This window comes from Streptomyces sp. CO7, from assembly GCF_053474865.1.
This window is the reverse complement of the sequence record NZ_JBRIOU010000007.1, coordinates 42,897-65,796: the sequence shown is the minus strand read 5'-3', so window position 1 is coordinate 65,796 and position 22,900 is coordinate 42,897. Positions and strand designations below refer to the sequence as shown.

General features: G+C 72.9%; 25 protein-coding genes. 16 read left to right on the top strand and 9 right to left on the bottom strand.

The genetic code is table 11. The features are described from left to right. Positions 1-50 precede the first annotated feature (50 nt). A complete protein-coding gene (locus ACOV8S_RS24095) occupies positions 51-1,427 on the top strand; it encodes an FAD-dependent oxidoreductase (RefSeq protein WP_448320233.1) in 1,377 nt (458 codons plus the stop codon). 128 nt (positions 1,428-1,555) lie between these two features. Here ACOV8S_RS24095 and ACOV8S_RS24090 read toward each other — a convergent pair whose 3' ends face one another. Further along, entirely contained in the window at positions 1,556-1,939 is a 384-nt protein-coding gene (locus ACOV8S_RS24090; RefSeq protein WP_448320231.1) for a VOC family protein, read from the bottom strand. A gap of 640 nt (positions 1,940-2,579) precedes the next feature. Between ACOV8S_RS24090 and ACOV8S_RS24085 the strand changes: the two genes are divergently transcribed. Next, positions 2,580-3,050 (top strand): hypothetical protein, encoded by a 471-nt coding sequence (locus tag ACOV8S_RS24085; RefSeq protein ID WP_448320229.1) that lies wholly within the window; start codon positions 2,580-2,582, stop codon positions 3,048-3,050. On the opposite strand, the gene ACOV8S_RS24080 is transcribed toward ACOV8S_RS24085, so the two are convergent. Then, positions 2,993-3,622 carry a TetR/AcrR family transcriptional regulator gene (locus tag ACOV8S_RS24080; RefSeq protein WP_448320228.1) on the bottom strand — a complete coding sequence of 210 codons (630 nt, stop codon included), beginning with the start codon at positions 3,620-3,622 and terminating at the stop codon, positions 2,993-2,995. The genes ACOV8S_RS24085 and ACOV8S_RS24080 overlap by 58 nt on opposite strands. Positions 3,623-3,709: 87 nt before the next feature. Between ACOV8S_RS24080 and ACOV8S_RS24075 the strand changes: the two genes are divergently transcribed. Both ACOV8S_RS24075 and ACOV8S_RS24070 read left to right on the top strand, forming a co-directional pair. Further along, the gene (locus ACOV8S_RS24075) at positions 3,710-4,171 is read left to right on the top strand and encodes a nuclear transport factor 2 family protein (RefSeq protein WP_448320226.1); all 462 of its coding nucleotides are present in this window, start codon (positions 3,710-3,712) and stop codon (positions 4,169-4,171) included. A 138-nt stretch (positions 4,172-4,309) separates the two neighbouring features. Next, positions 4,310-4,876 (top strand): hypothetical protein, encoded by a 567-nt coding sequence (locus ACOV8S_RS24070; protein WP_448320225.1) that lies wholly within the window; start codon positions 4,310-4,312, stop codon positions 4,874-4,876. Between the two features lie 88 nt (positions 4,877-4,964). Here the strand turns inward: ACOV8S_RS24070 and ACOV8S_RS24065 are convergent, their stop codons facing one another. After that, the gene (locus ACOV8S_RS24065; protein WP_448320224.1) at positions 4,965-5,786 is read right to left on the bottom strand and encodes a phosphotransferase; all 822 of its coding nucleotides are present in this window, start codon (positions 5,784-5,786) and stop codon (positions 4,965-4,967) included. Positions 5,787-5,874: 88 nt separating this feature from the next. Between ACOV8S_RS24065 and ACOV8S_RS24060 the strand changes: the two genes are divergently transcribed. The 7 genes from ACOV8S_RS24060 to ACOV8S_RS24030 all read left to right on the top strand — a co-directional run bounded on the left by ACOV8S_RS24060 (position 5,875) and on the right by ACOV8S_RS24030 (position 13,471). Next, the gene (locus tag ACOV8S_RS24060; RefSeq protein ID WP_448320222.1) at positions 5,875-7,152 is read left to right on the top strand and encodes a helix-turn-helix domain-containing protein; all 1,278 of its coding nucleotides are present in this window, start codon (positions 5,875-5,877) and stop codon (positions 7,150-7,152) included. Continuing rightward, entirely contained in the window at positions 7,149-7,697 is a 549-nt protein-coding gene (locus ACOV8S_RS24055; RefSeq protein WP_448320220.1) for a hypothetical protein, read from the top strand. Before ACOV8S_RS24060 ends, ACOV8S_RS24055 begins: the two co-directional genes overlap by 4 nt. 675 nt (positions 7,698-8,372) lie before the next feature. Continuing rightward, positions 8,373-9,413, top strand: coding sequence for an N-acetyl-gamma-glutamyl-phosphate reductase (argC, locus tag ACOV8S_RS24050; protein WP_448320218.1), 1,041 nt, complete (start codon positions 8,373-8,375; stop codon positions 9,411-9,413). 142 nt (positions 9,414-9,555) lie between these two features. Continuing rightward, positions 9,556-10,707 (top strand): bifunctional glutamate N-acetyltransferase/amino-acid acetyltransferase ArgJ, encoded by a 1,152-nt coding sequence (gene argJ / locus ACOV8S_RS24045; protein WP_448320217.1) that lies wholly within the window; start codon positions 9,556-9,558, stop codon positions 10,705-10,707. A gap of 14 nt (positions 10,708-10,721) precedes the next feature. Then, positions 10,722-11,660 carry an acetylglutamate kinase gene (argB, locus tag ACOV8S_RS24040; protein ID WP_448320215.1) on the top strand — a complete coding sequence of 313 codons (939 nt, stop codon included), beginning with the start codon at positions 10,722-10,724 and terminating at the stop codon, positions 11,658-11,660. After that, complete coding sequence (locus tag ACOV8S_RS24035) at positions 11,657-12,868, top strand: acetylornithine transaminase (RefSeq protein ID WP_448320213.1); 1,212 nt, start codon at positions 11,657-11,659, stop codon at positions 12,866-12,868. Before argB ends, ACOV8S_RS24035 begins: the two co-directional genes overlap by 4 nt. 51 nt (positions 12,869-12,919) lie before the next feature. Continuing rightward, positions 12,920-13,471: an arginine repressor gene (locus tag ACOV8S_RS24030; protein WP_351112351.1), complete on the top strand. Its 552-nt coding sequence runs from the start codon at positions 12,920-12,922 to the stop codon at positions 13,469-13,471. Positions 13,472-13,519: 48 nt separating this feature from the next. Here ACOV8S_RS24030 and ACOV8S_RS24025 read toward each other — a convergent pair whose 3' ends face one another. Both ACOV8S_RS24025 and ACOV8S_RS24020 read right to left on the bottom strand, forming a co-directional pair. After that, the gene (locus ACOV8S_RS24025; protein WP_448320211.1) at positions 13,520-14,230 is read right to left on the bottom strand and encodes a L,D-transpeptidase family protein; all 711 of its coding nucleotides are present in this window, start codon (positions 14,228-14,230) and stop codon (positions 13,520-13,522) included. Positions 14,231-14,240: 10 nt separating this feature from the next. After that, on the bottom strand, positions 14,241-14,828 hold the full coding sequence (locus tag ACOV8S_RS24020) for a pyridoxamine 5'-phosphate oxidase family protein (protein WP_448320209.1): 588 nt from the start codon (positions 14,826-14,828) through the stop codon (positions 14,241-14,243). 245 nt (positions 14,829-15,073) lie between these two features. Here ACOV8S_RS24020 and argH point away from each other — a divergent pair, with 245 nt between their 5' ends. Continuing rightward, a complete protein-coding gene (argH, locus tag ACOV8S_RS24015) occupies positions 15,074-16,501 on the top strand; it encodes an argininosuccinate lyase (protein WP_448320208.1) in 1,428 nt (475 codons plus the stop codon). A 154-nt stretch (positions 16,502-16,655) separates the two neighbouring features. On the opposite strand, the gene ACOV8S_RS24010 is transcribed toward argH, so the two are convergent. After that, on the bottom strand, positions 16,656-17,780 hold the full coding sequence (locus ACOV8S_RS24010; protein WP_448320206.1) for an FAD-dependent oxidoreductase: 1,125 nt from the start codon (positions 17,778-17,780) through the stop codon (positions 16,656-16,658). A 54-nt stretch (positions 17,781-17,834) separates the two neighbouring features. On the opposite strand from ACOV8S_RS24010, the gene ACOV8S_RS24005 reads away from it, so the two are divergent. Continuing rightward, the gene (locus tag ACOV8S_RS24005; RefSeq protein ID WP_448320205.1) at positions 17,835-18,527 is read left to right on the top strand and encodes a TetR/AcrR family transcriptional regulator; all 693 of its coding nucleotides are present in this window, start codon (positions 17,835-17,837) and stop codon (positions 18,525-18,527) included. Between the two features lie 43 nt (positions 18,528-18,570). Here the strand turns inward: ACOV8S_RS24005 and ACOV8S_RS24000 are convergent, their stop codons facing one another. After that, positions 18,571-19,260 (bottom strand): lysophospholipid acyltransferase family protein, encoded by a 690-nt coding sequence (locus ACOV8S_RS24000; RefSeq protein WP_448320204.1) that lies wholly within the window; start codon positions 19,258-19,260, stop codon positions 18,571-18,573. A gap of 277 nt (positions 19,261-19,537) precedes the next feature. Here ACOV8S_RS24000 and ACOV8S_RS23995 point away from each other — a divergent pair, with 277 nt between their 5' ends. From ACOV8S_RS23995 to ACOV8S_RS23985, 3 genes are all read left to right on the top strand, one after another. Next, positions 19,538-20,758, top strand: a complete 1,221-nt coding sequence (locus tag ACOV8S_RS23995) for a glycerophosphodiester phosphodiesterase (protein WP_448320203.1) — start codon at positions 19,538-19,540, stop codon at positions 20,756-20,758. A 168-nt stretch (positions 20,759-20,926) separates the two neighbouring features. Next, positions 20,927-21,436: a sigma-70 family RNA polymerase sigma factor gene (locus tag ACOV8S_RS23990; RefSeq protein WP_448320202.1), complete on the top strand. Its 510-nt coding sequence runs from the start codon at positions 20,927-20,929 to the stop codon at positions 21,434-21,436. Between the two features lie 45 nt (positions 21,437-21,481). Next, the gene (locus tag ACOV8S_RS23985; protein WP_448320200.1) at positions 21,482-22,009 is read left to right on the top strand and encodes a GNAT family N-acetyltransferase; all 528 of its coding nucleotides are present in this window, start codon (positions 21,482-21,484) and stop codon (positions 22,007-22,009) included. Between the two features lie 34 nt (positions 22,010-22,043). Here the strand turns inward: ACOV8S_RS23985 and ACOV8S_RS23980 are convergent, their stop codons facing one another. Together ACOV8S_RS23980 and ACOV8S_RS23975 are read right to left on the bottom strand one after the other, a co-directional pair. Then, a complete protein-coding gene (locus ACOV8S_RS23980; protein ID WP_351112332.1) occupies positions 22,044-22,481 on the bottom strand; it encodes a hypothetical protein in 438 nt (145 codons plus the stop codon). A 1-nt stretch (position 22,482) separates the two neighbouring features. Next, entirely contained in the window at positions 22,483-22,842 is a 360-nt protein-coding gene (locus ACOV8S_RS23975; protein WP_448320198.1) for a hypothetical protein, read from the bottom strand. Between the last annotated feature and the right edge of the window lie 58 nt (positions 22,843-22,900).

Sequence of the window (22,900 nt, the reverse complement as noted above, 5' to 3'; positions counted from 1 at the left end):
TCCAGCCGCGCGGGTCGGCCCCGCACCAGATGCCGGGCGAACTGAGCGCCATGGGCGCGATCGAGGTGGATCTTGCTGTCATTGGTTTCGGCAAGGGCGGCAAGACGCTCGTCGGGGCACTGGCCAAGGCGGGCAAGCGGGTCGTGCTGATCGAACAGTCCGATCAGATGTACGGCGGGACCTGTATCAACACCGGCTGTGTCCCGACCAAGGCCTTGATTTTTCAGACCGAGCACCCCGATCCTCGGGTCGACCCGGTGACTTGGTTCCAGCAGGCGGCGGAGAAGGAGACGGCCCTCGTCGGGGCGATGCGGGCGAAGAACTTCCAGCTCTTCGACTCACCCGAGACGTCGAGCGTGATCACCGGCCGGGCCCGCTTCGTCGACCCGCACACCCTCGTCGTCGCCGCGGCTGGGGACGAACTCACCGTCAAGGCCGCCACGATCGTGATCAACACCGGCTCGGTCTCGCGCATGCCGCCCATCCCCGGCCTCACCGACTCGCAGCGGGTGGTGACCAGTACCGGGCTGCTGGCGCTGACCGAGCGGCCCCGTGAGCTGGTCGTCCTCGGCGGCGGCTACGTCGGGGTGGAGTTCGCCTCGATGTACGCCGCGTTCGGCGCCAAGGTCACCATGATCCAGCGGGGCCCCCAGGTGCTGCCCGCCGAGGACCCGGACATCGCCGCCGAGGTGCAGGCCCTGCTGACGGCGGCCGGCGTCGCGGTCCTCACCGACGCGCCCGCCGAGGCGGTCACCGACGAGGGCGACCGGGCCGCGGTGACCTACCGCGCGGCCGACGGGACGAGCCGCACGGTGGCAGGGGATCTCGTGCTCGCCGCGCTGGGCCGGCGTCCGATGACTGACGGCTTGGGTCTGGCGGAGGTCGGCATCGAGGTCGGCCGGCGAGGCGAGGTCCTGGTCGACGAGCACCTGCGCACGACACTGCCGCACGTGTACGCCGTCGGCGACGTCAACGGCGGGCCGCAGTTCACCTACGTCTCGCTGGACGACTTCCGGATCGTGCGCGACCAGCTCACCGGAGCAGGTGAGCGGTCGACAGCGGATCGCGCCTTCGTGCCTCACGTCGTGTTCACGACCCCGCCACTCGCGCGGGTGGGCATGACCGAGGCCCAGGCCCGTGCCACCGGTCGGCCGCTGAAACTCGCGGTACGGAAGGTGGCCGATATGGCGACCGTGCCGCGCGCCAAGATCGTCGGTGACGCGCGCGGCATGATGAAGGCGATCGTGGACGCGGAGACCGACGAGGTGCTGGGCGTGGCGATGCTCGCCCATGACGCGCACGAGACGGTGAACACGCTTGCGGTCGCGCTCCGTCTCGGTGCCACCGCGCGTGTGCTGCGCGACGGGATCTACACCCACCCGTCGATGACCGAGGCGTTCAACGACCTCTTCGGCGCAGTGGCATGACGAGTTGCCGAGCCCTCACGAGGAGGGCGACCGCTCGATCGGACAATCTGATAACAGCAAGAAGCGGCGGCGGATCGGAGTGAGACCGCCTTCGGCGCAGCGCCGGGCGCACCGCCCCTGGCCACAGTTCACCCTTCGTCGAAGCACAGACAGAAGGGGTGGCCGGCCGGGTCGAAGAGCACCCTGACGTTCTCCTGGGGCTGGAACTCCGCCACCGTGGCGCCCAGAGCGACCGCTTCGGCGACCGCCGGGTCCAGGTCGCCGACCTGGAAGTCGAGGTGCATCATCGGGCGCTGCTCGCCGTCGACGGGGGGCCACGTCGGGGCCCGGTAGCCGTCCGCCTGCTGGAAGACGAAGAACGGTCCGTGCGGGGAGGCGGCGAGGACGGATGTTCCAGGTTCCTCGTGGCTGATGTGCCAGTCGAGGAGTCCGGCGTAGAACCTCGCCAGGCCGGCCGGGTCCGGTGCCTCGATCGACGTGCCCCACCACATGCCGGCAGCTCGAGATCTCATTCCCGCACCCTGCCTCATGGCCGAGCGTTTGTCGTGCGTGACTGAGCCGGGACCGCCCACCGCGATAAGGGAGTTACCTGTTCCGAGCGCCCCGCGGGTCGGTCCGCGTCCTGGTCGAAGACGTGGTCGCCCGGGGATGCTCGTGCGCGGTGACGCCGTGGGTGACGTGACGCGCATGGATCTGGTGCCGGCCCGCCCTGGGGCGTCGGGCCCCCGTCGGTCGGGATGACGCTCGACGAGGCCTTGGCCGCCGTATCCGGCTGGGGGGGCCGAAGGTGTTCCGGCAGGAGAATTCGGTTTACTCGTCCTGACCTGAAGGACCCGTGCGGGTAGGCCGGTTGCTCCACGGCCGGGGTCCGGATACCGTGCGCCGACCTGTCCGCGGTGATCAAGGGAGTCATGCAGCATGGGCCTGGTCACGACCGTTCGCGGCGAGGGTGATGCGAGGGTGCCCGGGTGTGACGCCACGTCTGCGCATTTCCTCGTCCGCACCACCGGCGACGTGCGGCGGTGGCGTCGGTCTCCCGCCTGCGCCGGCCGCGTGGCCGGCGTGCTGCTGTCCGTGGTCCTGCTCGCCGGGGGGCCGGTCGGGTGTTCCACGCTGTCGCCGTTCGAGGGCTGCGAGGGGACGGAGAGCCTGATGCGGGAGCTTCAGGACACGCCCCTGCTGGCCTCCCCGCCGCCGGGCGCGAAGGCGGCCGGGGGAGACGCCGCGGCGTACTCGTCGTGCTCGGACGACAGCGGTGACGCGTGGCTCTCGGCGCGGCGGCTGTTCGTCCACCCCGGCTCGGCGGAGGAGGTGATCGCGCACTACCGCCGGGTGGCCCGCGCGGACGGGTGGAGGTACTTCGCGAACCCCGAGCCCTCCGACGCGCCGCCGCCGATGGAACTTCCGGCGCCCCCGCCGGGTGTCGAGGTCCGGCACCAGGACGTGTGCTTCACCAAGGGCGGTGACGGAAGCGCGCGGGTCGTCACGCTGTACTTCACCGGAGCGGAGGAGCTCCGCCGCACGTACGGCCGGGATCTGGGGTCCGACGTCCCGTCGGGGCAGCTCTACGAGATCGAGGCCGGGGCGGAACCGGACGGGTCCGCCGTCTCACCGCCCTGCTGAGCCAGCAGGGCCGCCACGGCCGCCCGTGCCTGACGGGCCGGCGCCGGGTCCCCGGTGATGCCCGCGGTGACGATGGCGCCCTCTGCCAGCAGGAAGACCGCGTCGGCGGCGGCCGGCGCCCCTGCGGCACGCACCCACTCGGCTAGCTGCTCCCGGAACGCCCGTTTGTGCGACCGGACTTCGGCGAGCACGGCGGGGGAGGCGGAGCCGAGCTCGCCGTGGGCGTTGATCCAGGCGCAGCCCCGGAAGCCGGGTTCGGCGAACCAGCCGGCCAGCCAGTCGAAGACCGCCAGGACGCGTTCCCCGGGCTGTGAGCGGGGGCCGGGAGCCTGCTCCACGTGGTCCGCCAGGCTCGCCCGCCAGCGCCGGTCGCGGCGCCGCAGCATCGCCACCACCAGGTCCTCCTTGGTGGGGAAGAGGCGGTAGATCCGCTTCAGGGGGAGATCGGCTGCCGTCCTGACCTGGTCCATGCCCACGGCCTGGATGCCCTGTTCGTAGAACAGCTTCTCCGCCGCGTCCAGCAGGTCCTCGCGGGCGCGGCGGTTCTGCTCCTCCGTGAGCGGGGCGGGCATCGGGACTCCTTGCGTCGAGAACGGGCGTTCTCTACTTTAGTCGGCGAGACGTGGAGAACGCACGTTCTCCACTTGCAGGAGGCTGACATGACCGAGGACCGACCGCCCTACCCGCCGTTCACCCGGGAGACCGCCCTGCGCAAGGTCCAGGCCGCCGAGGACGCCTGGAACACCCGCGATCCGCTGCGTGTGGCGTCGGCCTACACGCCGGATTCCGTCTGGCGCAACCGGGACGCGTTCCTGCGGGGCAGGGAGGAGATCGTCGCCATTCTGACGCGCAAGTGGGAGCGCGAGCTCGACTACGCGCTGCGCAAGAGTCTGTGGGCCTTCGACGGCGACCGGATCGCGGTGCGCTTCCAGTACGAGTGGCACGACGCGGAAGGCCGGTGGTGGCGCAGTTACGGCAACGAGCTCTGGGAGTTCGACGTACGTGGGCTGATGCGGCGGCGCGAGGCGAGCATCAACGACGTCGCCATCACGGAGTCCGAACGGCGCATCTTCGGCCCCCGGCCGGTGGAGGAGCGCGGGGCCGAGGTTCCGCTCGCCTAGCGGTGGTTGGCGATGATCTTCCTGTCGACGCCCACCGGTCCTGCGGGGATACTTCGGGCGGGGTCGGGGGGAGAGGTCATGGACGGATGGTCGGCGGTGCGGAGGCGGACCAGGCGCCGGGGGCGAGGGTCGCGGGTCGTGACGGCACTCCTCGCGCCTCTGGTCGTCGTGGCGGTACTGCTCGGGTTCCTGTTGCTCAAGGCGTACGGGCCGGGGGCCTCGTGGTTCGACCTGGTGGGGGTCGCGGTCGCGTTCGTGCTCGCCGGACACTTCCTCTTCCGCGACCTGTTGTCGTTCGTGCCGACGGCGCTCGTGCTCTGGTCCCTGGTCCTGATCACCGGTGACTTCGAGGCGCTCGTCCTGGAGAGCCGCGGACGGGAGGTCACGTGCGAGGTCCTGGAGAAGACCTCCCGGACGGTGACCTCGACCAGCACCGACGCGCAGGGCCACATCACCGCCACGACCACGACCACCTTCCACTTCCGGCTGTCCTGCCCCGGCGGGAGCCCCAGGGAGATGACCTGGGCAGGGGACGTCGGGCGGCAGGGGCGGCGGCTGCGGATCAGGTACGACCCGCAGCACCGGCTGGCGCCACGGCCCGTGGCGGACGGTGACGCGAGAGGGCTGCGGTTCCCGGCGGGGCTGATCGCGGGGGCGATGGTCATCGGCGCCGGCATACAGCTGCAGCGTCGGCGCACCTACTAGGGCACTCGCGGGGGCAGGAGCTCGACCAGCCCGGCTCGACCGGCCCGGCTCCGCCGGAGCCTCGTTCGGAAGAAGCACGTCGGGGCGGTCAGCCGGTCAGCTCCCACAGCACCCGGTAGTAGGTGATCCGCTCCCGGTCCGCCTCGACGCCGTACGCGTCGAGCAGGGTCTCCGCCCACCCCGGGCCGTAGTTCCAGTGGGTGCTCCACGTGGCGACGGCGAGGTCGGCCCAGCGGTCCGCCACGCCCAGGGCGCCGAGGTCGACATGGCCGGTGGGTTCGCCGTCGTCGCCGACCAGGGTGTTGGGAGCGCAGGCGTCGCCGTGGCAGACGACCGGGCGGTCGACCGGGGGCGGGTCCTCCAGCAGGCGCATCGCCCGTTCCACGGTGCCCAGGTGGCGCAGTTCCGCCGGCCAGGCGGCGGGGTCCACGGCGCCCGACGCGACGCGGGAGCGGGCCTTGGCCAGCCGCCGTTCCACCGACCAGTCGAACGGGCAGTCCGCGACCGGGAGGGCGTCGTGCAGGGCGCGCAGCCCGGCGCCGACGGCGCGGACCGCCGTCGTAGGGTCCGCCTTCCACCGCTCGTCCACGGCGGAGGTGCCCGGCAGGCCCAGGGTGAGGAGCCAGGTCCCGGTGGCGTCGCCGCCCTCCGCCAGCACAGGCGGCACGGCGGCGTACGAGGCGGCCCAGCGCAGCCGGACGGCCTCGGCCGGGAGGTCCAGCCCGCTCCCGGTGGGCGCCCACTTGACGAAGTGCGGAGGGCCGTCGGGCTCCGCACCGGCCTCGTCGCCGATGCGGAAGGTGAGGCCGCCGAGCAGGTTGCGCCACACCGCCCGGACCGGCCGTCCGGCGGCCAGCGCCGCGACGGCGGGCGGGAGTTCGACGGGGTCCCCGGGAGGCGCAGCGATCACGTCCCCATCCTGACCGAGGGCGGCACCGGGCGGAAGGCCACCCGGACGGGGCATTGCGATTTTCGCAACGCGGGGCTAACGTCACTGTATGGACGAGTCTGTGCACGACCGGGTACGCAAGGTCATGGACGCGGCGTCCCTCAGCCAGGCGGCGTTCGCGGAGCGGGTCGGGCTGACCGCGGACAAATTGTCCAAGTCCCTCAACGGCGTGCGCCGCTTCACCTCGCTGGACCTCGCCCGCGTCGCGGAGTTCGGCGACACGACGGTGGACTGGCTGCTCAGCGGCCGCGAACCGCTCCGGCCGAGCTTCGCCGCGAGGACAACCGGGGCGGCGGGGGCGGAGGGGCCGGGGAGGAGCTCTCCGGCCGTCCCCCCGGACGCGCGGCCAGGCAAGGCGCCGGGAGCCGGCGGCTCCTCCGACGCCTCGCTCGAGTCCTTGCTGCGGCGTTTCACCGGCGCCTACGAGGTGCTCGAGGCCCTCGGGCGCGCCCGTCCCCTCCCCGAACTGCCCGCGCCGCCGGAGGACATGGAGAGGTTCGTCGACCAGGGCGAGGCGCTGGCCCGGGAAGCCCTGGCCCTGCTGGAGTCCCACGGCGTGGCCTCGGTGGCGGAGCTGGACACCCCCCAGCTCGTCGATGTCGTCGACCAGGTCTTCGGGGTCGACGTCGCCCAGGTCGGGCTGCCCGCGGGGGTGGACGGCGTCGCCTGGCACACCGACGCGTTCCGCCTCGTCCTCCTCGCCCGCACCGACCGGTGGACGCGCCAGCGCTTCACCCTCGCCCACGAGCTGGGGCACGTGCTCGCCCGCGACGCCCAACAGCCTCTGGCGGAACGGCATCTGGCGCCGGGACACCAGAAGAACTACGACGAGGTCCGCGCCAACGTCTTCGCGGCCGGGTTCCTGATGCCGGAGCGGGAGGTGGTGCTCGCGGTGGAGAAGGCGGGGCACCTGCCCGGACCTCCCGGACCCGCCTGGCCCGCCGACCTCGCCGAGGCGACGCAGGCCGCGCTGGTCGTACGGTTCCAGGTCTCGCCCAGCGCGCTGGCCGCCCGCCTCCATCAGCTCGGCGTGATCTCCGGCGAGGCGAGGAAGGCCCTGCGCGGCATGACGACCGAGCAGTGCCACCTGCTCGTCGGCGAGGCCGGCCGGCTGCAGGACCGCACGGCCTCCGCCGTAGCCGAGCGCGTCCCGTCCGGCCCGGCCCGCGGCCTCTACGACGCGTACGAGGCGGCCGAGACCACGCTGCGGCCGCTCGCCGCCTACCTGGACCGGGAGGCCGACGTCCTGCGCGAGCAGCTGGCCCCCGAGGCGTCGGCCGCGGCCCTGCCCGCCGAGGAGAAGGGCGACCTCGTCTTCCAGCCATGAGCAGACCTTGGTGGTTCCCCGACAACACGGTCCTGTGCAGCTTCGCGGCGGTGGACCGGCTCGCGTTACTGGAGAAGGTCCTGGACGACCGGGGCCGCTGGACCCAGGCGGTCGCCCATGAAGCGCGGCGGTCGGCCGTCCACCTCCCGGCCCTCGGCCCACTGGCCGACGGTGCGGGCTGGCTGGGCGAGCCGATCGAGGTCGTCGGTGAGGTCGAGCAGACCCTCGTCGAGCGGCTGCGGCGCGTCGTCTTCGGCGGCCTCGCCCACCGGCCGCTGCAGCACCTCGGCGAGGCCGAGACGCTGGCCGTCATCGAGACCCGGCGCGAGTTCCGCACCGCCGTGTGGATCACCGACGACGCCGACGCCGGCCGCTACGCCCGCCGGCGCGGCATCCGGGTGCTCGACACGGTCGGCGTGATGCGCGAGGCCGTCGCCCGCGGCCTCGTGCCCGCCGCCGAGGGCCACCGTCTCCTCGTCACCATGCGCGAACGCGGCCGCCACCTGCGCGGCATCCCCCTCCGCCCGGAGGACCTGCTCGGTTGAGGGAGGCGCGCCGTCCGGTCACCCGCCGTGGTTCGGCCGGGGCTCGCCCTGGCAGGGGCGAGCCCCGAGGGTAACCGGGCCGGAACGGAACACAGGCGTGCCCGGGGCCCAGTTCTCCCGCAGGGACTCCCGCACCACATGCCCGCCGAGACTCCCTTCGGTCAACTCCTCGCCCCGGTCGGCGGGCGAGATCGTCGAGGCGGGTCAGCCGCAGCACCCCCCGGCCCACCGCCGCGGCCACATAGCCGTCGAGCCGTCGGAGCACGTCGTACAGCCGGTGGCCCAGCTCGGACATCTCCGCTGCGGAGAGCGCGGACCGTTCCAGGGTCCGTCGCACACAAGGCCGTACCCGACGGCGACCGGCGACACCGTGAGGTAGGTGTTCGGTCCGTCCTCGTGGAGCCGGGGGCGGTGCAAGGGGATCGCGTGCGGGCCCGCCCGCAGCATGCCGACCCCGCACCCGTCGAGTGCGGGCGCCCGCGCCGCCCCGGCGTTCGTGCCGAAGTCGACCGCGAGCTCGTGGACGACGGCCATGGCGCGTCCCCCGGATGCCGATGTGGCCGTCAGGTCTCGGCCGTCGGGCCGGTCCGCACAAGGCCCGTGTCCGTCCCCTGATCACCTCATTGCATAAAAATGCGCGCCACCGTATAGTCGTGCCATCGATAGGGAGGACCCATGACGGTACGAGCGGCGGTTGCCGGAGCGAGTGGATACGCGGGCGGAGAGCTGCTGCGGCTGCTGATCACGCACCCCGAGGTGGAGATCGGCGCCCTGACCGGGAACTCCAACGCGGGGCAGCGGCTCGGCGCGCTGCAGCCGCACCTGCTGCCGCTGGCGGACCGGGTGCTGGAGGCGACCACCCCCGAGGTGCTCGCCGGGCAGGGCCGACGGCACGATGTGGTCTTCCTCGCGCTGCCGCACGGTCAGTCCGCCCCCGTCGCCGAGCAGCTCGGACCCGACGTGCTGGTGATCGACGTGGGCGCCGACTTCCGGCTGAAGGACGCCGCCGACTGGGAGAAGTTCTACGGCAGCGCCCACGCCGGTACCTGGCCCTACGGCCTGCCCGAACTGCCGGGCGCCCGCGCCGCGCTGGAGGGGTCCAAGCGTGTCGCGGTGCCCGGTTGCTACCCGACCGCCGTGTCGCTGGCCCTGTTCCCGGCGTACGCCGCCGACCTGGCCGAGCCGGAGGCCGTGATCGTCGCCGCCTCCGGGACCTCCGGCGCCGGCAAGGCCGCCAAGCCGCACCTGCTGGGCAGCGAGGTCATGGGCTCCATGTCACCCTACGGGGTCGGCGGCGGCCACCGGCACACGCCGGAGATGATCCAGAGCCTCAGCGCCGCCGCCGGGGAGCGGGTGAGCGTGTCGTTCACGCCGATGCTCGCGCCCATGCCGCGGGGCATCCTCGCCACCTGCAGCGCCAAGGCCAAGCCGGGCGTCACGGCCGGGACCGTGCGCGACGCCTACGCGAAGGCGTACGCGGACGAGCCCTTCGTCCATCTGCTCCCCGAGGGCCAGTGGCCGGCCACCGGGTCGGTCGTCGGCTCCAACGCGGTCCAGATACAGGTCGCGTACGACGAGGCCACCGGCCGGGTGATCGCCGTCGCCGCCGTCGACAACCTCACCAAGGGCACCGCCGGCGGCGCCGTGCAGAGCATGAACATCGCACTGGGCCTGGACGAGACCACCGGACTTTCCACCGTCGGAGTCGCTCCGTGAGCCGTGCTCGGCGCGTGAGCGACGCGTCCGACCCGTGTCACGGGAGCGACACCCGCGCGGCCCTCGGGCCGCTGACGACCAAGGCCGTACCGCCGCACCGCACGGGCGGGGACACCGGCGGAGAAGCGAACGAGGAGATGCAGTGAGCGTCACGGCAGCCAAGGGATTCACGGCGGCGGGCATCGCCGCCGGCATCAAGGAGAACGGCAACCCCGACCTCGCCCTGGTCGTCAACAACGGGCCCCGCCTGGCCGCCGCGGGCGTCTTCACCTCCAACCGCGTCAAGGCCGCGCCGGTGCTGTGGTCCGAGCAGGTCCTCAAGGGCGGCGAGGTGTCCGCCGTGGTCCTCAACTCCGGTGGCGCCAACGCCTGCACGGGGCCGAAGGGCTTCCAGGACACGCACGCCACCGCGGAGAGGGCCGCCGAGGTCCTCGGACTGAACGCCGCCCAGGTGGCGGTCTGCTCGACCGGCCTGATCGGTGTGCTGCTCCCGATGGACAAGCTGCTGCCCGGCGTCGACCAGGCGGCCACCCAGCTCTCCGAGCACGGCGGCGAGAAGGCCGCCATCGCCATCAAGACCACCGACACCGTGCACAAGACCTCGGTGGCCGGCGGCGACGGCTGGACGGTCGGCGGCATGGCCAAGGGCGCGGGCATGCTCGCCCCGGGCCTGGCCACCATGCTCGTGGTGATCACCACCGACGCCGACCTGGACCCCGCCGTCCTCGACAGGGCGCTGCGCGACGCCACCCGCGTCACCTTCGACCGCGTCGACTCCGACGGCTGCATGTCCACCAACGACACCGTGCTGCTGCTCGCCTCCGGCGCCTCCGGGATCACCCCCGACGAGCAGGAGTTCGCGGCCGCCGTCCGCGCCGTCTGCGACGACCTCGGCCAGCAGCTGATCCGCGACGCCGAGGGCGCCAGCAAGGACATCAAGGTGGAGGTGGTCAACGCCGCCACCGAGGCAGACGCCGTCGAGGTCGGGCGCTCGATCGCCCGCAACAACCTCCTCAAGTGCGCCATCCACGGCGAGGACCCCAACTGGGGCCGCGTGCTCTCCGCCATCGGCACCACGGGCGCCGCCTTCGAGCCCGACCGGCTCAACGTCGCCATCAACGGCGTCTGGGTCTGCAAGAGCGGCGGCGTCGGCGAGGACCGCGAACTGGTCGACATGCGCTACCGCGAGGTGCACATCGTCGCCGACCTCACGGCCGGCGACGAGACCGCCACCATCTGGACCAACGACCTCACCGCCGACTACGTCCACGAGAACAGCGCGTACTCCTCATGACGACAGCCGAGAACATGAGCAGCAAGAACGGCAGCGGACCCACCCGCCGGCACACCGCCCTGCCCAAGGCGCAGATCCTCATCGAGGCGCTGCCCTGGCTGACCCGCCACCGCGGGAAGACCGTCGTCATCAAGTTCGGCGGCAACGCCATGGTCGACGAGCAGCTCAAGGCGGCCTTCGCCCAGGACGTCGTCTTCCTGCACCACGCCGGCCTCAAGCCGGTCGTGGTGCACGGCGGCGGCCCGCAGATCAGCGCCGCGCTCGACCGGCACGGCATCGTCAGCGAGTTCAAGGCCGGCCTGCGGGTCACCACCGAGGAGGCCATGGACGTGGTCCGGATGGTGCTCGCCGGGCAGGTCCAGCGCGAACTGGTCGGCCTGCTCAACCAGCACGGCCCGCTCGCCGTCGGCCTCACCGGCGAGGACGCCCACACCCTGACCGCGACCAAGCACCTGGCCGAGATCGACGGCGAACTCGTCGACATCGGCCGGGTCGGAGAGATCACCGCGATCGACACCGGCGCCGTCGAGGCGCTGCTGGCGGACGGCCGCATCCCGGTCGTCTCCTCGATCGCCCGTTCCCAGGACGACGGACATGTCTACAACGTCAATGCTGATACGGCGGCTGCGGCACTCGCTGCGGCGCTCGACGCGGAAACCCTCATGGTCCTCACCGACGTCGAGGGCCTCTACGAGGACTGGCCGAACAGCGACGAGGTGATCAGCCGCCTCACCGCGAGCGAACTCGAGAAACTGCTGCCGGAGCTTTCCGCCGGCATGGTGCCGAAGATGGAGGGCTGCCTGCACGCCGTGCGCAACGGCGTCGGCAACGCCCGTGTCATCGACGGCCGGGTCCAGCACTCGATCCTGCTGGAGATCTTCACCGACGAGGGCATCGGCACGATGGTCGTGCCGGACGAGCCCGTCGTCGCCGACGAGGAGGGGCAGTCGTGAGCGACACCGAACTGAAGGAGCGCTGGAGCGGCGCCCTGATGAACAACTACGGCACCCCCCGGCTGGCGCTCGCCCGCGGCGAGGGCGCCAAGGTCTGGGACGCCGACGGCAAGGAGTACCTCGACTTCGTCGGAGGCATCGCCGTCAACGCCCTCGGCCACGCCCACCCGGCGATCGTCGAGGCGGTGTCCCGGCAGATCGCCTCGCTGGGCCACATCTCCAACTTCTTCGCCGCCGAACCCACCGTGGCGCTCGCCGAGCGGCTGATCGAGCTGTTCGGGCGGAGCGGCCGGGTCTTCTTCTGCAACTCCGGCACCGAGGCCAACGAGGCCGCCTTCAAGCTCGGCCGGCTCACCGGCCGCGGCCACGTGGTGGCCACCGAGGGCGGCTTCCACGGCCGCACCATGGGCGCGCTGGCCCTCACCGGCCAGCCCGGCAAGCAGGAGCCCTTCCGCCCGCTGCCCGGCGACGTCACCCACGTCCCCTACGGCGACGCGCAGGCCCTGGCCGCCGCCGTCACCGAGGACACCGCCATGGTGATCATCGAGCCGGTGCAGGGCGAGAACGGCGTGGTCGTACCCCCGGCCGGATACCTCAAGGCCGCCCGGGCCATCACCGCCGCGAGCGGCGCGCTGCTGGTCCTCGACGAGGTGCAGACCGGCATCGGCCGCACCGGCCACTGGTTCGCCTACCAGGCCCACGAGGGCGTGCTGCCCGACGTGGTCACGCTGGCCAAGGGTATCGGCGGCGGTCTCCCGCTCGGTGCCGTCGTCGCCTTCGGGCGGGCGGCCGAGCTGTTCGAGCCGGGTCACCACGGCACCACGTTCGGCGGCAACCCGGTCGCCTGCGCGGCCGGCCTCGCCGTCCTGGACACCATCGCCGCCGACGGACTGCTCGACAACGTCAAGCGGCAGAGCGAGCGTCTCGTCACCGGAATCGAGGCCCTGGGGGCCGCGTCGATCTCCCACGTCAGGGGCGAGGGACTGCTGCTGGGTATCGTGCTCACCGGGCCGTTCGCACCCCGCGTGCAACAGGCGGCCCAGGAGGCCGGGTTCCTGGTGAACGCGCCCGCCCCCGACGTCGTCCGGCTGATGCCCCCGCTGACCCTGACCGACGCGGAGACGGACGCCTTCCTCCAGGCGCTCCCCGGCATCCTCGCCACGGCCGCCGACACGGCCGCGGCGACGGCCGACGCCACGACCCGCTAGGCGGAAGAACCGCCGAGGACGGACGAACCGGATCCGGAGACGAAGCACACGATGAGTCAGGCGCAGGACCACGAGCAGCACGGCGGGCCCGCCGTGCCGCAGACCCGCACCGCCCGGCACCGCCGGATCGTCGACATCCTCAACCGGCAGCCGGTGCGGTCGCAGAGCCAGCTGGCCAAGCTGCTCGCCGACGACGGGCTGAGCGTCACCCAGGCGACGCTCTCCCGGGACCTCGACGAGCTGAACGCGGTGAAGATCCGCAACACCGACGGCGAGCTGATCTACGCGGTGCCCAGCGAGGGCGGCTTCCGCACCCCGCGCGCGCCGCTGGGGGAGTCCGCCAAGGAGGAGCGGATGCGGCGGCTCTCCGGTGAACTGCTGATCTCCGCGGAGGCCTCCGCCAACCTCGTGGTCCTGCGCACCCCGCCCGGGGCCGCGCAGTTCCTCGCCTCGGCCATCGACCAGGCGGAGCTGCAGGACATCCTGGGCACCATCGCCGGTGACGACACCCTGCTGCTGATCAGCCGGGACCCGTCCGGCGGCCAGGCGCTCGCCGACCACCTGCTGTCGCTGGCGCAGAACAGCCGGAGGACCACCCCGTGACGACGCGTCGGGCGCGCCGGCGGTCGTCCGGCCGCGCCCGACGGCCGCTCAGTAACGCGTGATCGCCGTCGGCCCGTCCGCCGTGCCGACGGCGATGTGCGGGGCGCGGGCCGGGTCGGCCCAGCGCAGGACGCGGCGCATCGCTTCGGCCGGTACGGAGACGCAGCCGGCCGTCGCGCCACGGCCGTTCACGTGCAGGAAGATGCCCGCGCCGCGCTCACGCACCGGCCTGCGGTAGTTGAAGCCGATCACCAGCGCGTGCGCGTACTGCGCACGGTAGGCGACCAGGTGCTCGGCCTCGCCCGGCCGGCAGTCCGCGGCCAGCGGCTCGCTCCAGCGGTTGTAGGCGCGCGAGTCGTTGTCCTGGCACCACCAGGAGTCCGGCCCCACCCCCCGGTACCGGAAGCGGACGTCCGCGGGCGCCGGCTCGGTGCCGAAGGCGAACGGCAGGTCGTACAGGCCGGTGGGCGTGGTGGAGGTGCCCTGCCGGCGGGTCGCCCCGTCGGCCAGCCCGTTCGCCCCGAACCGGGCGGGCGCCGACCCGGCCCGCGTCCAGCCGGCCGCAGTGCGGTCCCACCAGGTGACGGTGCCGGTCGTGCTGCCGGTGGCCGCCGCCTCCGCGGTGATCAGCTGGGAGCCGCCGCCGGTGTCCGCCATCCGTGCGGGCAGCGGCAGCGGCGGCGGGGGAGCGTCCGGTGCGGTCCAGGCGGCGAGCAGGGGCAGGCACAGGGCGATGGCGACACCGTGGCGCAGGCGCATGCGCCCATCGTCAGGGAGCCACCGGAGGCAGCGGGAGCGGCACGCCGGGCAGGCCGTCGATGCTCGTCGCGATGTGGTCCTTCTTGGCGAAGTACGCGCTCAGCGACTCGTCGTCCTCGCGGGCGAACCGCTTCGCGTGCAGTTCGCGGTCCTCCTCGTACGTCATGTGCGGCACCGCGAACCCGCAGGCGTCGCGGATCAGCCGGGCGGTGACGACCACGATCGCCCGCAGACCGTGGTTCCCGGACTCGATGTCCGGGAAGTGCGCGAACAGCTCCGGGAAGCGCGGGTCGTCGCGGAAGACGGCCTCGCCGGTGCCGTGCACCCGCAGCACGGTCGGCGGGCCCTGCCAGGCACACCACATCAGGGTGATCCGCCCGTTCTCGCGCAGGTGCGCCACGGTCTCGGCGTTGGAGCCGGCGAAGTCCAGGTACGCGACGGTCCGGTCGTCCAGGACCGCCAGGGAGCCCTTGAGGCCCTTGGGGGAGAGGTTCACCGTGCCGTCGGCGGCGAGGGGAGCGGTGGCGGTGAAGAAGACGGGCTGAGCCTCGATGAACGCGCGGAGCCGGTCGTCGATCCGGTCGTATGACTTACCCATGCGGTCATCCTCCTGCGAACTCGCGGGCGGCGTGCGGCAATTCCGAGGCGTGGACTCAGCCGCACTCGTGGACCAGGGGGCGCCGCCGCGAGCAGGAGAGTGGCTGGGAAGGCGGCGCGCCGCCGCACAGGATTACCCCGGAGTGAATTGACGATTCATGCGGAGTCTTGCATAATCATGCATAACGGCGACGGCGCACCACTCGGTCGCACCCCATCGGCCTTCGGCAACGAGGAGCACAGCAAGTGAGCAGCAACAGCGGTGACGTCCGCCTCTGGGGCGGCCGGTTCGCGGACGGCCCCGCCGAGGCGCTGGCGAAGCTGTCGGCGTCGGTCCACTTCGACTGGCGGCTGGCGCCCTACGACATCGCGGGCTCCCGTGCCCACGCCCGGGTGCTGCACCAGGCCGGTCTGCTCACCGCCGACGAGCTCGAGCGCATGATCGCCGGCCTCGACCAGCTGGAGCAGGACGTCGCCTCCGGCTCCTTCGTGGGCACCATCGCCGACGAGGACGTCCACACCGCCCTGGAGCGCGGGCTGCTGGAGCGGCTCGGCCCGGACCTCGGCGGCAAGCTGCGCGCCGGCCGGTCCCGCAACGACCAGGTCGCCACGCTGTTCCGGATGTACCTGCGCGACCACGCGCGGATCGTCGGCGGGCTGATCGCCGACCTCCAGGACGCGCTGATCGGCCTCGCCGAGGCGCACCCGGACGTCGCCATGCCCGGCCGCACCCACCTGCAGCACGCCCAGCCGGTGCTCTTCGCCCACCATGTGCTGGCCCACGTCCAGGCGTTCACCCGGGACGCCGAGCGGCTGCGGCAGTGGGACGAGCGCACCGCCGTCTCCCCCTACGGCTCGGGCGCGCTGGCCGGATCCTCGCTCGGCCTCGACCCGGAGGCGGTCGCCAAGGACCTCGGCTTCGAGCACGGTTCGGCCGCCAACTCCATCGACGGCACCGCCTCGCGCGACTTCGTCGCGGAGTTCGCGTTCATCACCGCGATGATCGGCGTCAACCTCTCCCGGATCGCCGAGGAGATCATCATCTGGAACACGAAGGAGTTCTCCTTCGTCACCCTGCACGACGCCTTCTCCACCGGCTCCTCGATCATGCCGCAGAAGAAGAACCCGGACATCGCCGAGCTGGCGCGCGGCAAGTCCGGCCGGCTGATCGGCAACCTCACCGGGCTGATGGCCACCCTCAAGGCCCTCCCGCTCGCGTACAACCGCGACCTGCAGGAGGACAAGGAGCCGGTCTTCGACTCCATCGACCAGCTCGAGGTCCTGCTGCCCGCCTTCACGGGCATGATGGCCACGCTCACGGTGCACCGCGAGCGCATGGAGGAGCTGGCACCGGCTGGGTTCTCGCTGGCCACCGACATCGCGGAGTGGCTGGTCAAGCAGGGCGTGCCGTTCCGGGTGGCGCACGAGGTGGCCGGCGAGTGCGTGAAGTCCGCGGAGGCGGAGGGCAAGGAGCTGGACGAGCTGACGGACGAGCAGTTCGCGAAGATCAGCGAGCACCTCACGCCGGAGGTGCGGAGCGTGCTGAACGTTCCCGGCGCCCTGGCGTCCCGCGACGGCCGAGGCGGAACCGCCCCGAGCGCGGTCGCCGTCCAGCTCGCCGAGGTCAAGCAGGACGTCGCCGCCCAGCACGCCTGGTCCACCGCCCGCGCCTGAATTCCGCTTCGGGCCGCGCGGCCCTGACCTCCGCCCCTGACGCACTGCTTCGGCCCCGTCCCGTTCACGCGGGGCGGGGCCGAAGCCGTGCGGCCTGGACCCGCCCGCGTCGCCCGCGCCGCCCGTGCGCCGGTCCGCCGGGGCCGCCGCCCGGTCAGGACGGCTGCGACGGCTGGACCTCGTCGAAGAGCGCGAGGGCGCCGGCCGGGTCCGGGCTCACCAGGCGTTCCAGTCCGGCCGCCGTGATCTCCGCCCACCTGCCCGCCCGCGCCCACATCCGTTCCTCGAAGGCGCGGACGGCCTCGTTCACATCGGAGCCGGAGACCAGGGCCTCGGCGAGTTCGGCGCCCTCCAGCATCGCGAGGTTCGCGACCACTCCCAGCGGCGGCATCAGGTGGGCGGCGTCACCCAGGAGCGTCACCCCGGGGACGTGCGGCCAGGTGTGGGCCACAGGCAGGACGTACAGGGGGCGGTGGACGAAGGCGGTCGCGGGAGCGAGTAGCTCGAGAAGCGGGGCGGCCCAGCCGTCGAACAGGGCCAGCAGGCTCGACCGCACCGCTTCCACGTCGGTCGGGTCCAGGTCCACGTACCGGTCCAGCGGCGCCCGGAACTGGGCGTACACCTTGACGTGGCCGCCGCTGTTGCGCTGCGCCACCAAACCCCGGTTCACCCCGTGGACCGCCACCGAACCGTCGCCGATCAGCCGGGCGAGCTCGGGGTGGCGGGTGTCCACGTCGTCGACGGAGGATTCGACATACGTGACACCGGTGTAGTGGGGCGTCACCGGCGAGAGCGCCGCGCGCGTCCGGGACCAGGCGCCGTCCGCGCCGACCACGAGGTCGAACGCCTCCTGCCGCCCGTCCGCGAAATGGACCACGGCGCCCTCCGGCGTCCCCGGCTCCACCCGCGTCACCTTCCGCCCCCACCGGACGTCGAGGGGACCGAGCAGCAGGTCACGGAGCTGCCCGCGGTCGATCTCGGGATTGGCCCGGTCGTCCGGACCGGGTCGCCAGTCGCGCAGGACGGTGCCGTTCGGGTCGAGGATGCGCATGGCCTGCCCCTCGGGGCGGGACAACGCCTGGAACTCCGTCAGCAGCCCCGCCTTGTCCAGTGCGGTCTGGCCCAGTCCCTCGTGCAGGTCCAGCGCGCCGCCCGGGGGGCGGGCGTCGGGGGCGGGATCGCGTTCGAGGACGGTGACCGGGCAGCCGTGGCGGTGCAGGACACGGGCGAAGGTGAGGCCTCCAGGACCACTGCCCACGACGGCGATACGATGTCTCATGGCGATACACTGTATTGGCATGAGACGGCGTATCGCAGAGGAGGGGTGGACCCCGTGAGTGTGTGGGACCGGCCGGAGCCGCCGAATCGCCCCGTGCCCCTCGACCGGGAGCGGATCGTCGCCGCCGCCGTCGCGCTGGCGGACGAGGGCGGGCTGGACGAGGTGTCGTTGCGCAAGGTCGCCGCCCGGCTGAACGCGGGCCCCATGCGGCTCTACGGCTTCATCGCCACGAAGCAGGAGCTGCTCGACCTCATGCTGGACGAGGTGTACGCCGAGATCCTGCCCGAGGAGCAGCCCGGTGACTGGCGTGCGGCGCTGAGCGTCCTCGCCCACCGCACCAGGGCCGCCGCCCTCCGGCACGAATGGCCGGCCGACCTGCTGGGCGGCCGGCCGGCCCTCGGCCCGAACGCCCTCGCGGTGGGCGAGGCCTCGCTGGCCGCCCTGGACGGGCTCGCCGGCATCGACACCGCCCTGCGCGCGGTGGAGACGGTCAACGCATACGTCACCGGCGCGATCAGGCGCGAGATCGCGCACCTGCGGGCCGAGCGCGCCACCGGTATGTCGCAGCACGACTGGCAGCGCGCCTCCGGGCCCCGGCTGACACGGATGCTGGACACCGGCCGTTTCCCCGCACTGGCCAAGGCCGTGCACGACGGCACGGACGTGGACGCCGAGACGTCCTTCACCACCGGCCTGGACTGGGTCCTCGACGCGGTGGCCGCCAAGCTCACCCCGCCGCCGGCCTGACGCCCGCCCCGCCCGGGGGAGGACGGGCGGCCCGTTCCGGGGGTCAGGCCGCCTTGGCCTTGGTGGCGTACATGTCGACGTACTCCTGGCCCGAGAGCCGCATGACCTCGGTCATGACCGAGTCGGTGACCGCCCGCAGGACATACCGGTCGCGGTCCATGCCCTCGTAGCGGGAGAACTCCATCGGCTCGCCGAAGCGCACCGTGACCCGGCCGGGCCGCGGCATGCCGTTGCCGCCGGGCTGCAGCTTGTCCGTGCCGATCATGGCGAACGGCACCACCGGCGCCCCGGTCATCAGGGTCAGCCGCGCGATGCCGGTACGGCCCCGGTAGAGACGGCCGTCGGGGGAGCGGGTGCCCTCCGGGTAGATGCCGAAGACCTTGCCCTCCTCCAGCACCCGCCGCCCCGTCATCAGCGCCGCCACGCCGCCGTTCGCGCCGTCACGGTCGACCGGGATCATGCCGACGCCGGTGAAGAACCAGGCCATCAGGCGGCCCTTGATCCCCTTGCCGGTGACGTACTCGTCCTTGCCGATGAAGAGGACCTGCCGGTCGGTGACCAGGGGGAGCACCATGGAGTCGATGAAGGTCAGGTGGTTTCCGGCCAGGATCACCGCCCCCGTCCCGGGAATGTTCTCCGCGCCTTCGACGCGTGGGCGGAACATCAGGCGCATGATCGGTCCGAGCACTGCCTTGATGAGCGCGAAGCGGGACAACGAGCCCTCCCATGTCAAGGGGTCCGACGGAAACGGACGAGTCCGTGCAGGTGAGGACGATACTCGCGCGGATGCCCACGGCGCACATCCGGTTGACGTCCCCGTTGCACACTGTTGACCTCGCGTCACCTGCCCGGCCCGACACGACATCGGTACGTCACACGGGTGGAACACGGCACGAGTCCGAGCGGACACCCGCTGTTTTCCGCCCCGTCGTCCCGGGGACCTTCAACCGTCATGGACGCGCACCTACGATCCGGCCGACCTGTTGTCGTGATCTCACGAGGGAGCACCGATGGCGAGAAGCGAAGGAACCGCAGGACCCGCAGGATCGGCGCGGGCCGCGGGCCCGGCGGCCTCCGGGGAGGGCGCCCGGGGCGCCGGACGGCGGGCCGTGCTGGGAGCCGCGCTGCTGGGCGCCTCCGCGGCCGCGCTGGGGACGGGGGGCGCGGCCGTGGCCGCCGAGGGTGACGCGGGGCGCGGCCGTGGTCTCGCCGGGCTGCCCAGGCCCGCGGTGATCGCCCACCGCGGCGCCAGCGGCTACCGCCCCGAGCACACCCTCGGCGCGTACCAGCTCGCCCTGGACATGGGCGCGGACATCATCGAGGCCGGCGACCTGGTGATCACCAAGGACGGCCACCTGGTCTGCCGTCACGAGCCCGAGATCGGCGGCACCACCGACGTCGCCGCCCACCCCGAGTTCGCCGGCCGCCGCACCACCAAGTCGCTGGACGGCGTCCCCACCACCGGCTGGTTCGCCGAGGACTTCACGCTGGCCGAGCTGAAGACCCTGCGCGCCAAGGAGCGGGTGCCGGCCAACCGCCCGCACAACACCCTCTACGACGGCGTCTGGGAGATCCCCACCTTCGAGGAGGTGCTGCGCTGGCAGGACGAGCAGACCCGCAGGCGCGGCAAGCAGGTCTTCGTCTACCCCGAGCTCAAGCACCCCAGCTACTTCCGCGAGCAGGGCCTGCCGCTGGAGGAACGTCTCGCCAAGGTGCTGCGCCGGCACGGCAAGCACCGCCGCACCTCGCCCGTGCTCCTGCAGTCCTTCGAGCCGACCAGCATCCGCAGGATGCGCGAACTGGTCGACAACCCGCTCGCGGTACTGCTGTCCTCGGCGGGCACGCGCCCCTGGGACCTCCAGCAGCAGGGCGACCCGCGCAAGGTCTCCGACCTGATCACCCCGCAGGGCCTCGCCTGGATCGCCTCCTTCGCGGACGGCATCGGGCCCACCCTCGACCTGATCGTCCCGCGCGACGCGGCCGGGAACCTGACCTCGCCGACCACCCTGGTCGCCGACGCGCACAAGGCGGGACTGATCCTCCACCCGTACACCATGCGCAACGAGAACCCGTTCCTGCCGGCGAACTTCCGCCGCGGCGCCGAGCCCGACGCCTACGGCGACGCGTTCGCGGCGTTCAGCGCCTACTTCGACACCGGCATCGACGGCGTCTTCACCGACCAGCCCGACACCGGCCTGCTGGCCCGCGAGCTCTGGCGCGCGGCACGCTGACCCGCCCGGCCGGTCTTCCGCCGTGCCACGGCCCACGGCCCACGGACCACGGACCGGGAGGCGCCTGTGTGCGACCGGAGTCAACCGGGCGCACACGGGGGCCTCCGTCAGGGTGAAATCGGTCCGCGGGCGGCAACCGCCGGCCCCGGACCGCCGTCCTGTGAGCGTATGAAGCCGCACGACATGGTGGACCGGCTGCGCCCCCTGCTGGCCGCCGAGGCGGCGGCCGAGGCCGTCGCTGCCGGAGCCGAGGCAGGGGACCTGGAACAGGCGGTGTGGCTCCGGCTCCTGGAACACCTGCAGCGGGCCGGCCCGCCGGGCGACCCGGCCCGCTGGCTGCGCCGGGCGGTGCGCGCCGAGGCCCGCGCCCTGCGCCGCGCCGCCCGCCGGGAACGCGTCCTGCGCCGCGACCCGGCCGACGAGACCTGGCCCGGTCCCGAACAGCTGGCCCTGGCCTCGGCCGGCCGCCGCGCCCTGCAGGACGCCGTCCGGCGGCTGCCCGGCCGCTGCCCCCGGCTGCTCACCGCGCTCTTCTCGCCGCACGACCTCACCTACCGGGAGATCGCCCGGGAGTTGGGTATCTCACAGGGCAGTCTCGGCCCGGAACGCTCCCGATGTCTGGGATGTCTGCGGCGGCTGCTCGGCCCGGAGGTTGCGCCGCGTCCGAGGCGGGGATAGGTGTGAAGGACCACTGGTGAGCAAGTGAGCGGGAGGCATGCACACATGGGCATGAGCGTGACCATCTCCAGGGCGACCGAGCAGGACGCCGAGCAGATCTTCCGGCTCAGGTATCTGTGCTTCCAGAGCGAGGCCGTGATCTACGGCGACCACCGCCTGGGCCCGCTGACGGAGTCCCTCGCCGACGTCCGCGCGGAGATCTCCTCCGGCATCGTCTGCGTGGCCCGCCTGGGCGAGGAGGTGATCGGCGCCGTCTACGGCCGGGTGACCGCCGACGACGCGGGCGAGATCGACGGACTGTGCGTCCACCCCCGCCTGCAGGGGCACGGCATCGGCGCCCGGCTGCTGCGCGCCGCCGAGGCCGCGGTGACCGAGAGCTCCCAGGTGGCGGCCTTCCGGCTGAGCGCGGGCAACCGCAGCGAGCCCGGGCTGCGGCTCTACCGCCGCCTCGGCTACCGGGCCACCGGCCGCGCCGAGGGGCCCGACGGGATCCCGCGGATCGTCCTCGAGCGGACGACGGCGGTCGGCCAGGACCCGGACGCCGGGACGGCGGTCTACGCGGCGACGGCCTGACGGCGGGTCCGCGCGGGGACGGTCCGGCGGCGGTCTACGCGGCGACGGCCCGACGGTCCCCGGCGGAACCCCGGACCAGCCAGTACAGGGCGGTCACCGGCAGGAGCACCGGGATGAAGAGGTAGCCCATCCCGAAGTCCGACCAGACCGTCGCGTCCGGGAAGGCCCCGGGGTCGGCCAGCGTCCAGGCGCCGACCACCAGGACGCCGAGCAGCTCGGCGGCGCAGCACACCACCGCCGCCCGCCGGGCCCGCTCACCTCCGCGCACCAGCGTGTAGGTGATGAAGCCGTAGACCACGCCGGCCAGCGCCGACAGCGAGTACGCCAGCGGCGCCCGGTCGAACTCGGTGGAGATCTGGTAGGCCGAGCGGGAGACCGCGCCGACCACCATCACGCCGTACAGCCACACCAGGAGGATGCCCGGCCCGGAGATCAGCCTCCGGCGGGGCGGGGTCGTCTGCTCCGGCGTCATCTCAGGCTCCCCAGATGTCGTAGAGCCGCACCTGCAGCACGGCCAGGACGAAACCGCCCGCGGCGACCGTGAGCGAACCCCAGCGGGTGCGCTCGGCCAGCGACATGAACCCCGCCGCCGGCACGCAGGCGAAGGCGCCGAGCAGGTAGGCCACGAAGATCACCGTGCCCTGCTCCGGCTTCTCGCCGCGGGCCAGCTGCACCACACCGACCACCAGCTGCACGGTGGCCAGCAGCGCGACCACGGCCATGCCGATGAAGTGCCAGTCCTTGGTCGGCTGGTCGCGCCAGGCGGCCCAGCCGCACCAGGCGGCGAGGAGCAGTGCGGCCACGGCGGTCGCCACGGTCAGGGCTACGAGCATGCGGAGACTGTATTACGGGGGGAATGTCCCCCCGTCGGCCGCCCCCGCCCTCCGGGCC

Bases quoted from the DNA above. Each gene is read 5' to 3' on its own strand.
- ACOV8S_RS24095 (WP_448320233.1), top strand. From the start codon at position 51: ATGGGCGCGATCGAGGTGGATCTTGCTGTCATTGGTTTCGGCAAGGGC.
- ACOV8S_RS24090 (WP_448320231.1), bottom strand. From the start codon at position 1,939: ATGAGATCTCGAGCTGCCGGCATGTGGTGGGGCACGTCGATCGAGGCA.
- ACOV8S_RS24085 (WP_448320229.1), top strand. From the start codon at position 2,580: ATGCGGGAGCTTCAGGACACGCCCCTGCTGGCCTCCCCGCCGCCGGGC.
- ACOV8S_RS24080 (WP_448320228.1), bottom strand. From the start codon at position 3,622: ATGCCCGCCCCGCTCACGGAGGAGCAGAACCGCCGCGCCCGCGAGGAC.
- ACOV8S_RS24075 (WP_448320226.1), top strand. From the start codon at position 3,710: ATGACCGAGGACCGACCGCCCTACCCGCCGTTCACCCGGGAGACCGCC.
- ACOV8S_RS24060 (WP_448320222.1), top strand. From the start codon at position 5,875: ATGGACGAGTCTGTGCACGACCGGGTACGCAAGGTCATGGACGCGGCG.
- ACOV8S_RS24055 (WP_448320220.1), top strand. From the start codon at position 7,149: ATGAGCAGACCTTGGTGGTTCCCCGACAACACGGTCCTGTGCAGCTTC.
- argC (WP_448320218.1), top strand. From the start codon at position 8,373: ATGACGGTACGAGCGGCGGTTGCCGGAGCGAGTGGATACGCGGGCGGA.
- argB (WP_448320215.1), top strand. From the start codon at position 10,722: ATGAGCAGCAAGAACGGCAGCGGACCCACCCGCCGGCACACCGCCCTG.
- ACOV8S_RS24030 (WP_351112351.1), top strand. From the start codon at position 12,920: ATGAGTCAGGCGCAGGACCACGAGCAGCACGGCGGGCCCGCCGTGCCG.
- ACOV8S_RS24025 (WP_448320211.1), bottom strand. From the start codon at position 14,230: ATGCGCCTGCGCCACGGTGTCGCCATCGCCCTGTGCCTGCCCCTGCTC.
- ACOV8S_RS24020 (WP_448320209.1), bottom strand. From the start codon at position 14,828: ATGGGTAAGTCATACGACCGGATCGACGACCGGCTCCGCGCGTTCATC.
- ACOV8S_RS24010 (WP_448320206.1), bottom strand. From the start codon at position 17,780: ATGAGACATCGTATCGCCGTCGTGGGCAGTGGTCCTGGAGGCCTCACC.
- ACOV8S_RS23995 (WP_448320203.1), top strand. From the start codon at position 19,538: ATGGCGAGAAGCGAAGGAACCGCAGGACCCGCAGGATCGGCGCGGGCC.
- ACOV8S_RS23990 (WP_448320202.1), top strand. From the start codon at position 20,927: ATGAAGCCGCACGACATGGTGGACCGGCTGCGCCCCCTGCTGGCCGCC.
- ACOV8S_RS23985 (WP_448320200.1), top strand. From the start codon at position 21,482: ATGGGCATGAGCGTGACCATCTCCAGGGCGACCGAGCAGGACGCCGAG.
- ACOV8S_RS23980 (WP_351112332.1), bottom strand. From the start codon at position 22,481: ATGACGCCGGAGCAGACGACCCCGCCCCGCCGGAGGCTGATCTCCGGG.
- ACOV8S_RS23975 (WP_448320198.1), bottom strand. From the start codon at position 22,842: ATGCTCGTAGCCCTGACCGTGGCGACCGCCGTGGCCGCACTGCTCCTC.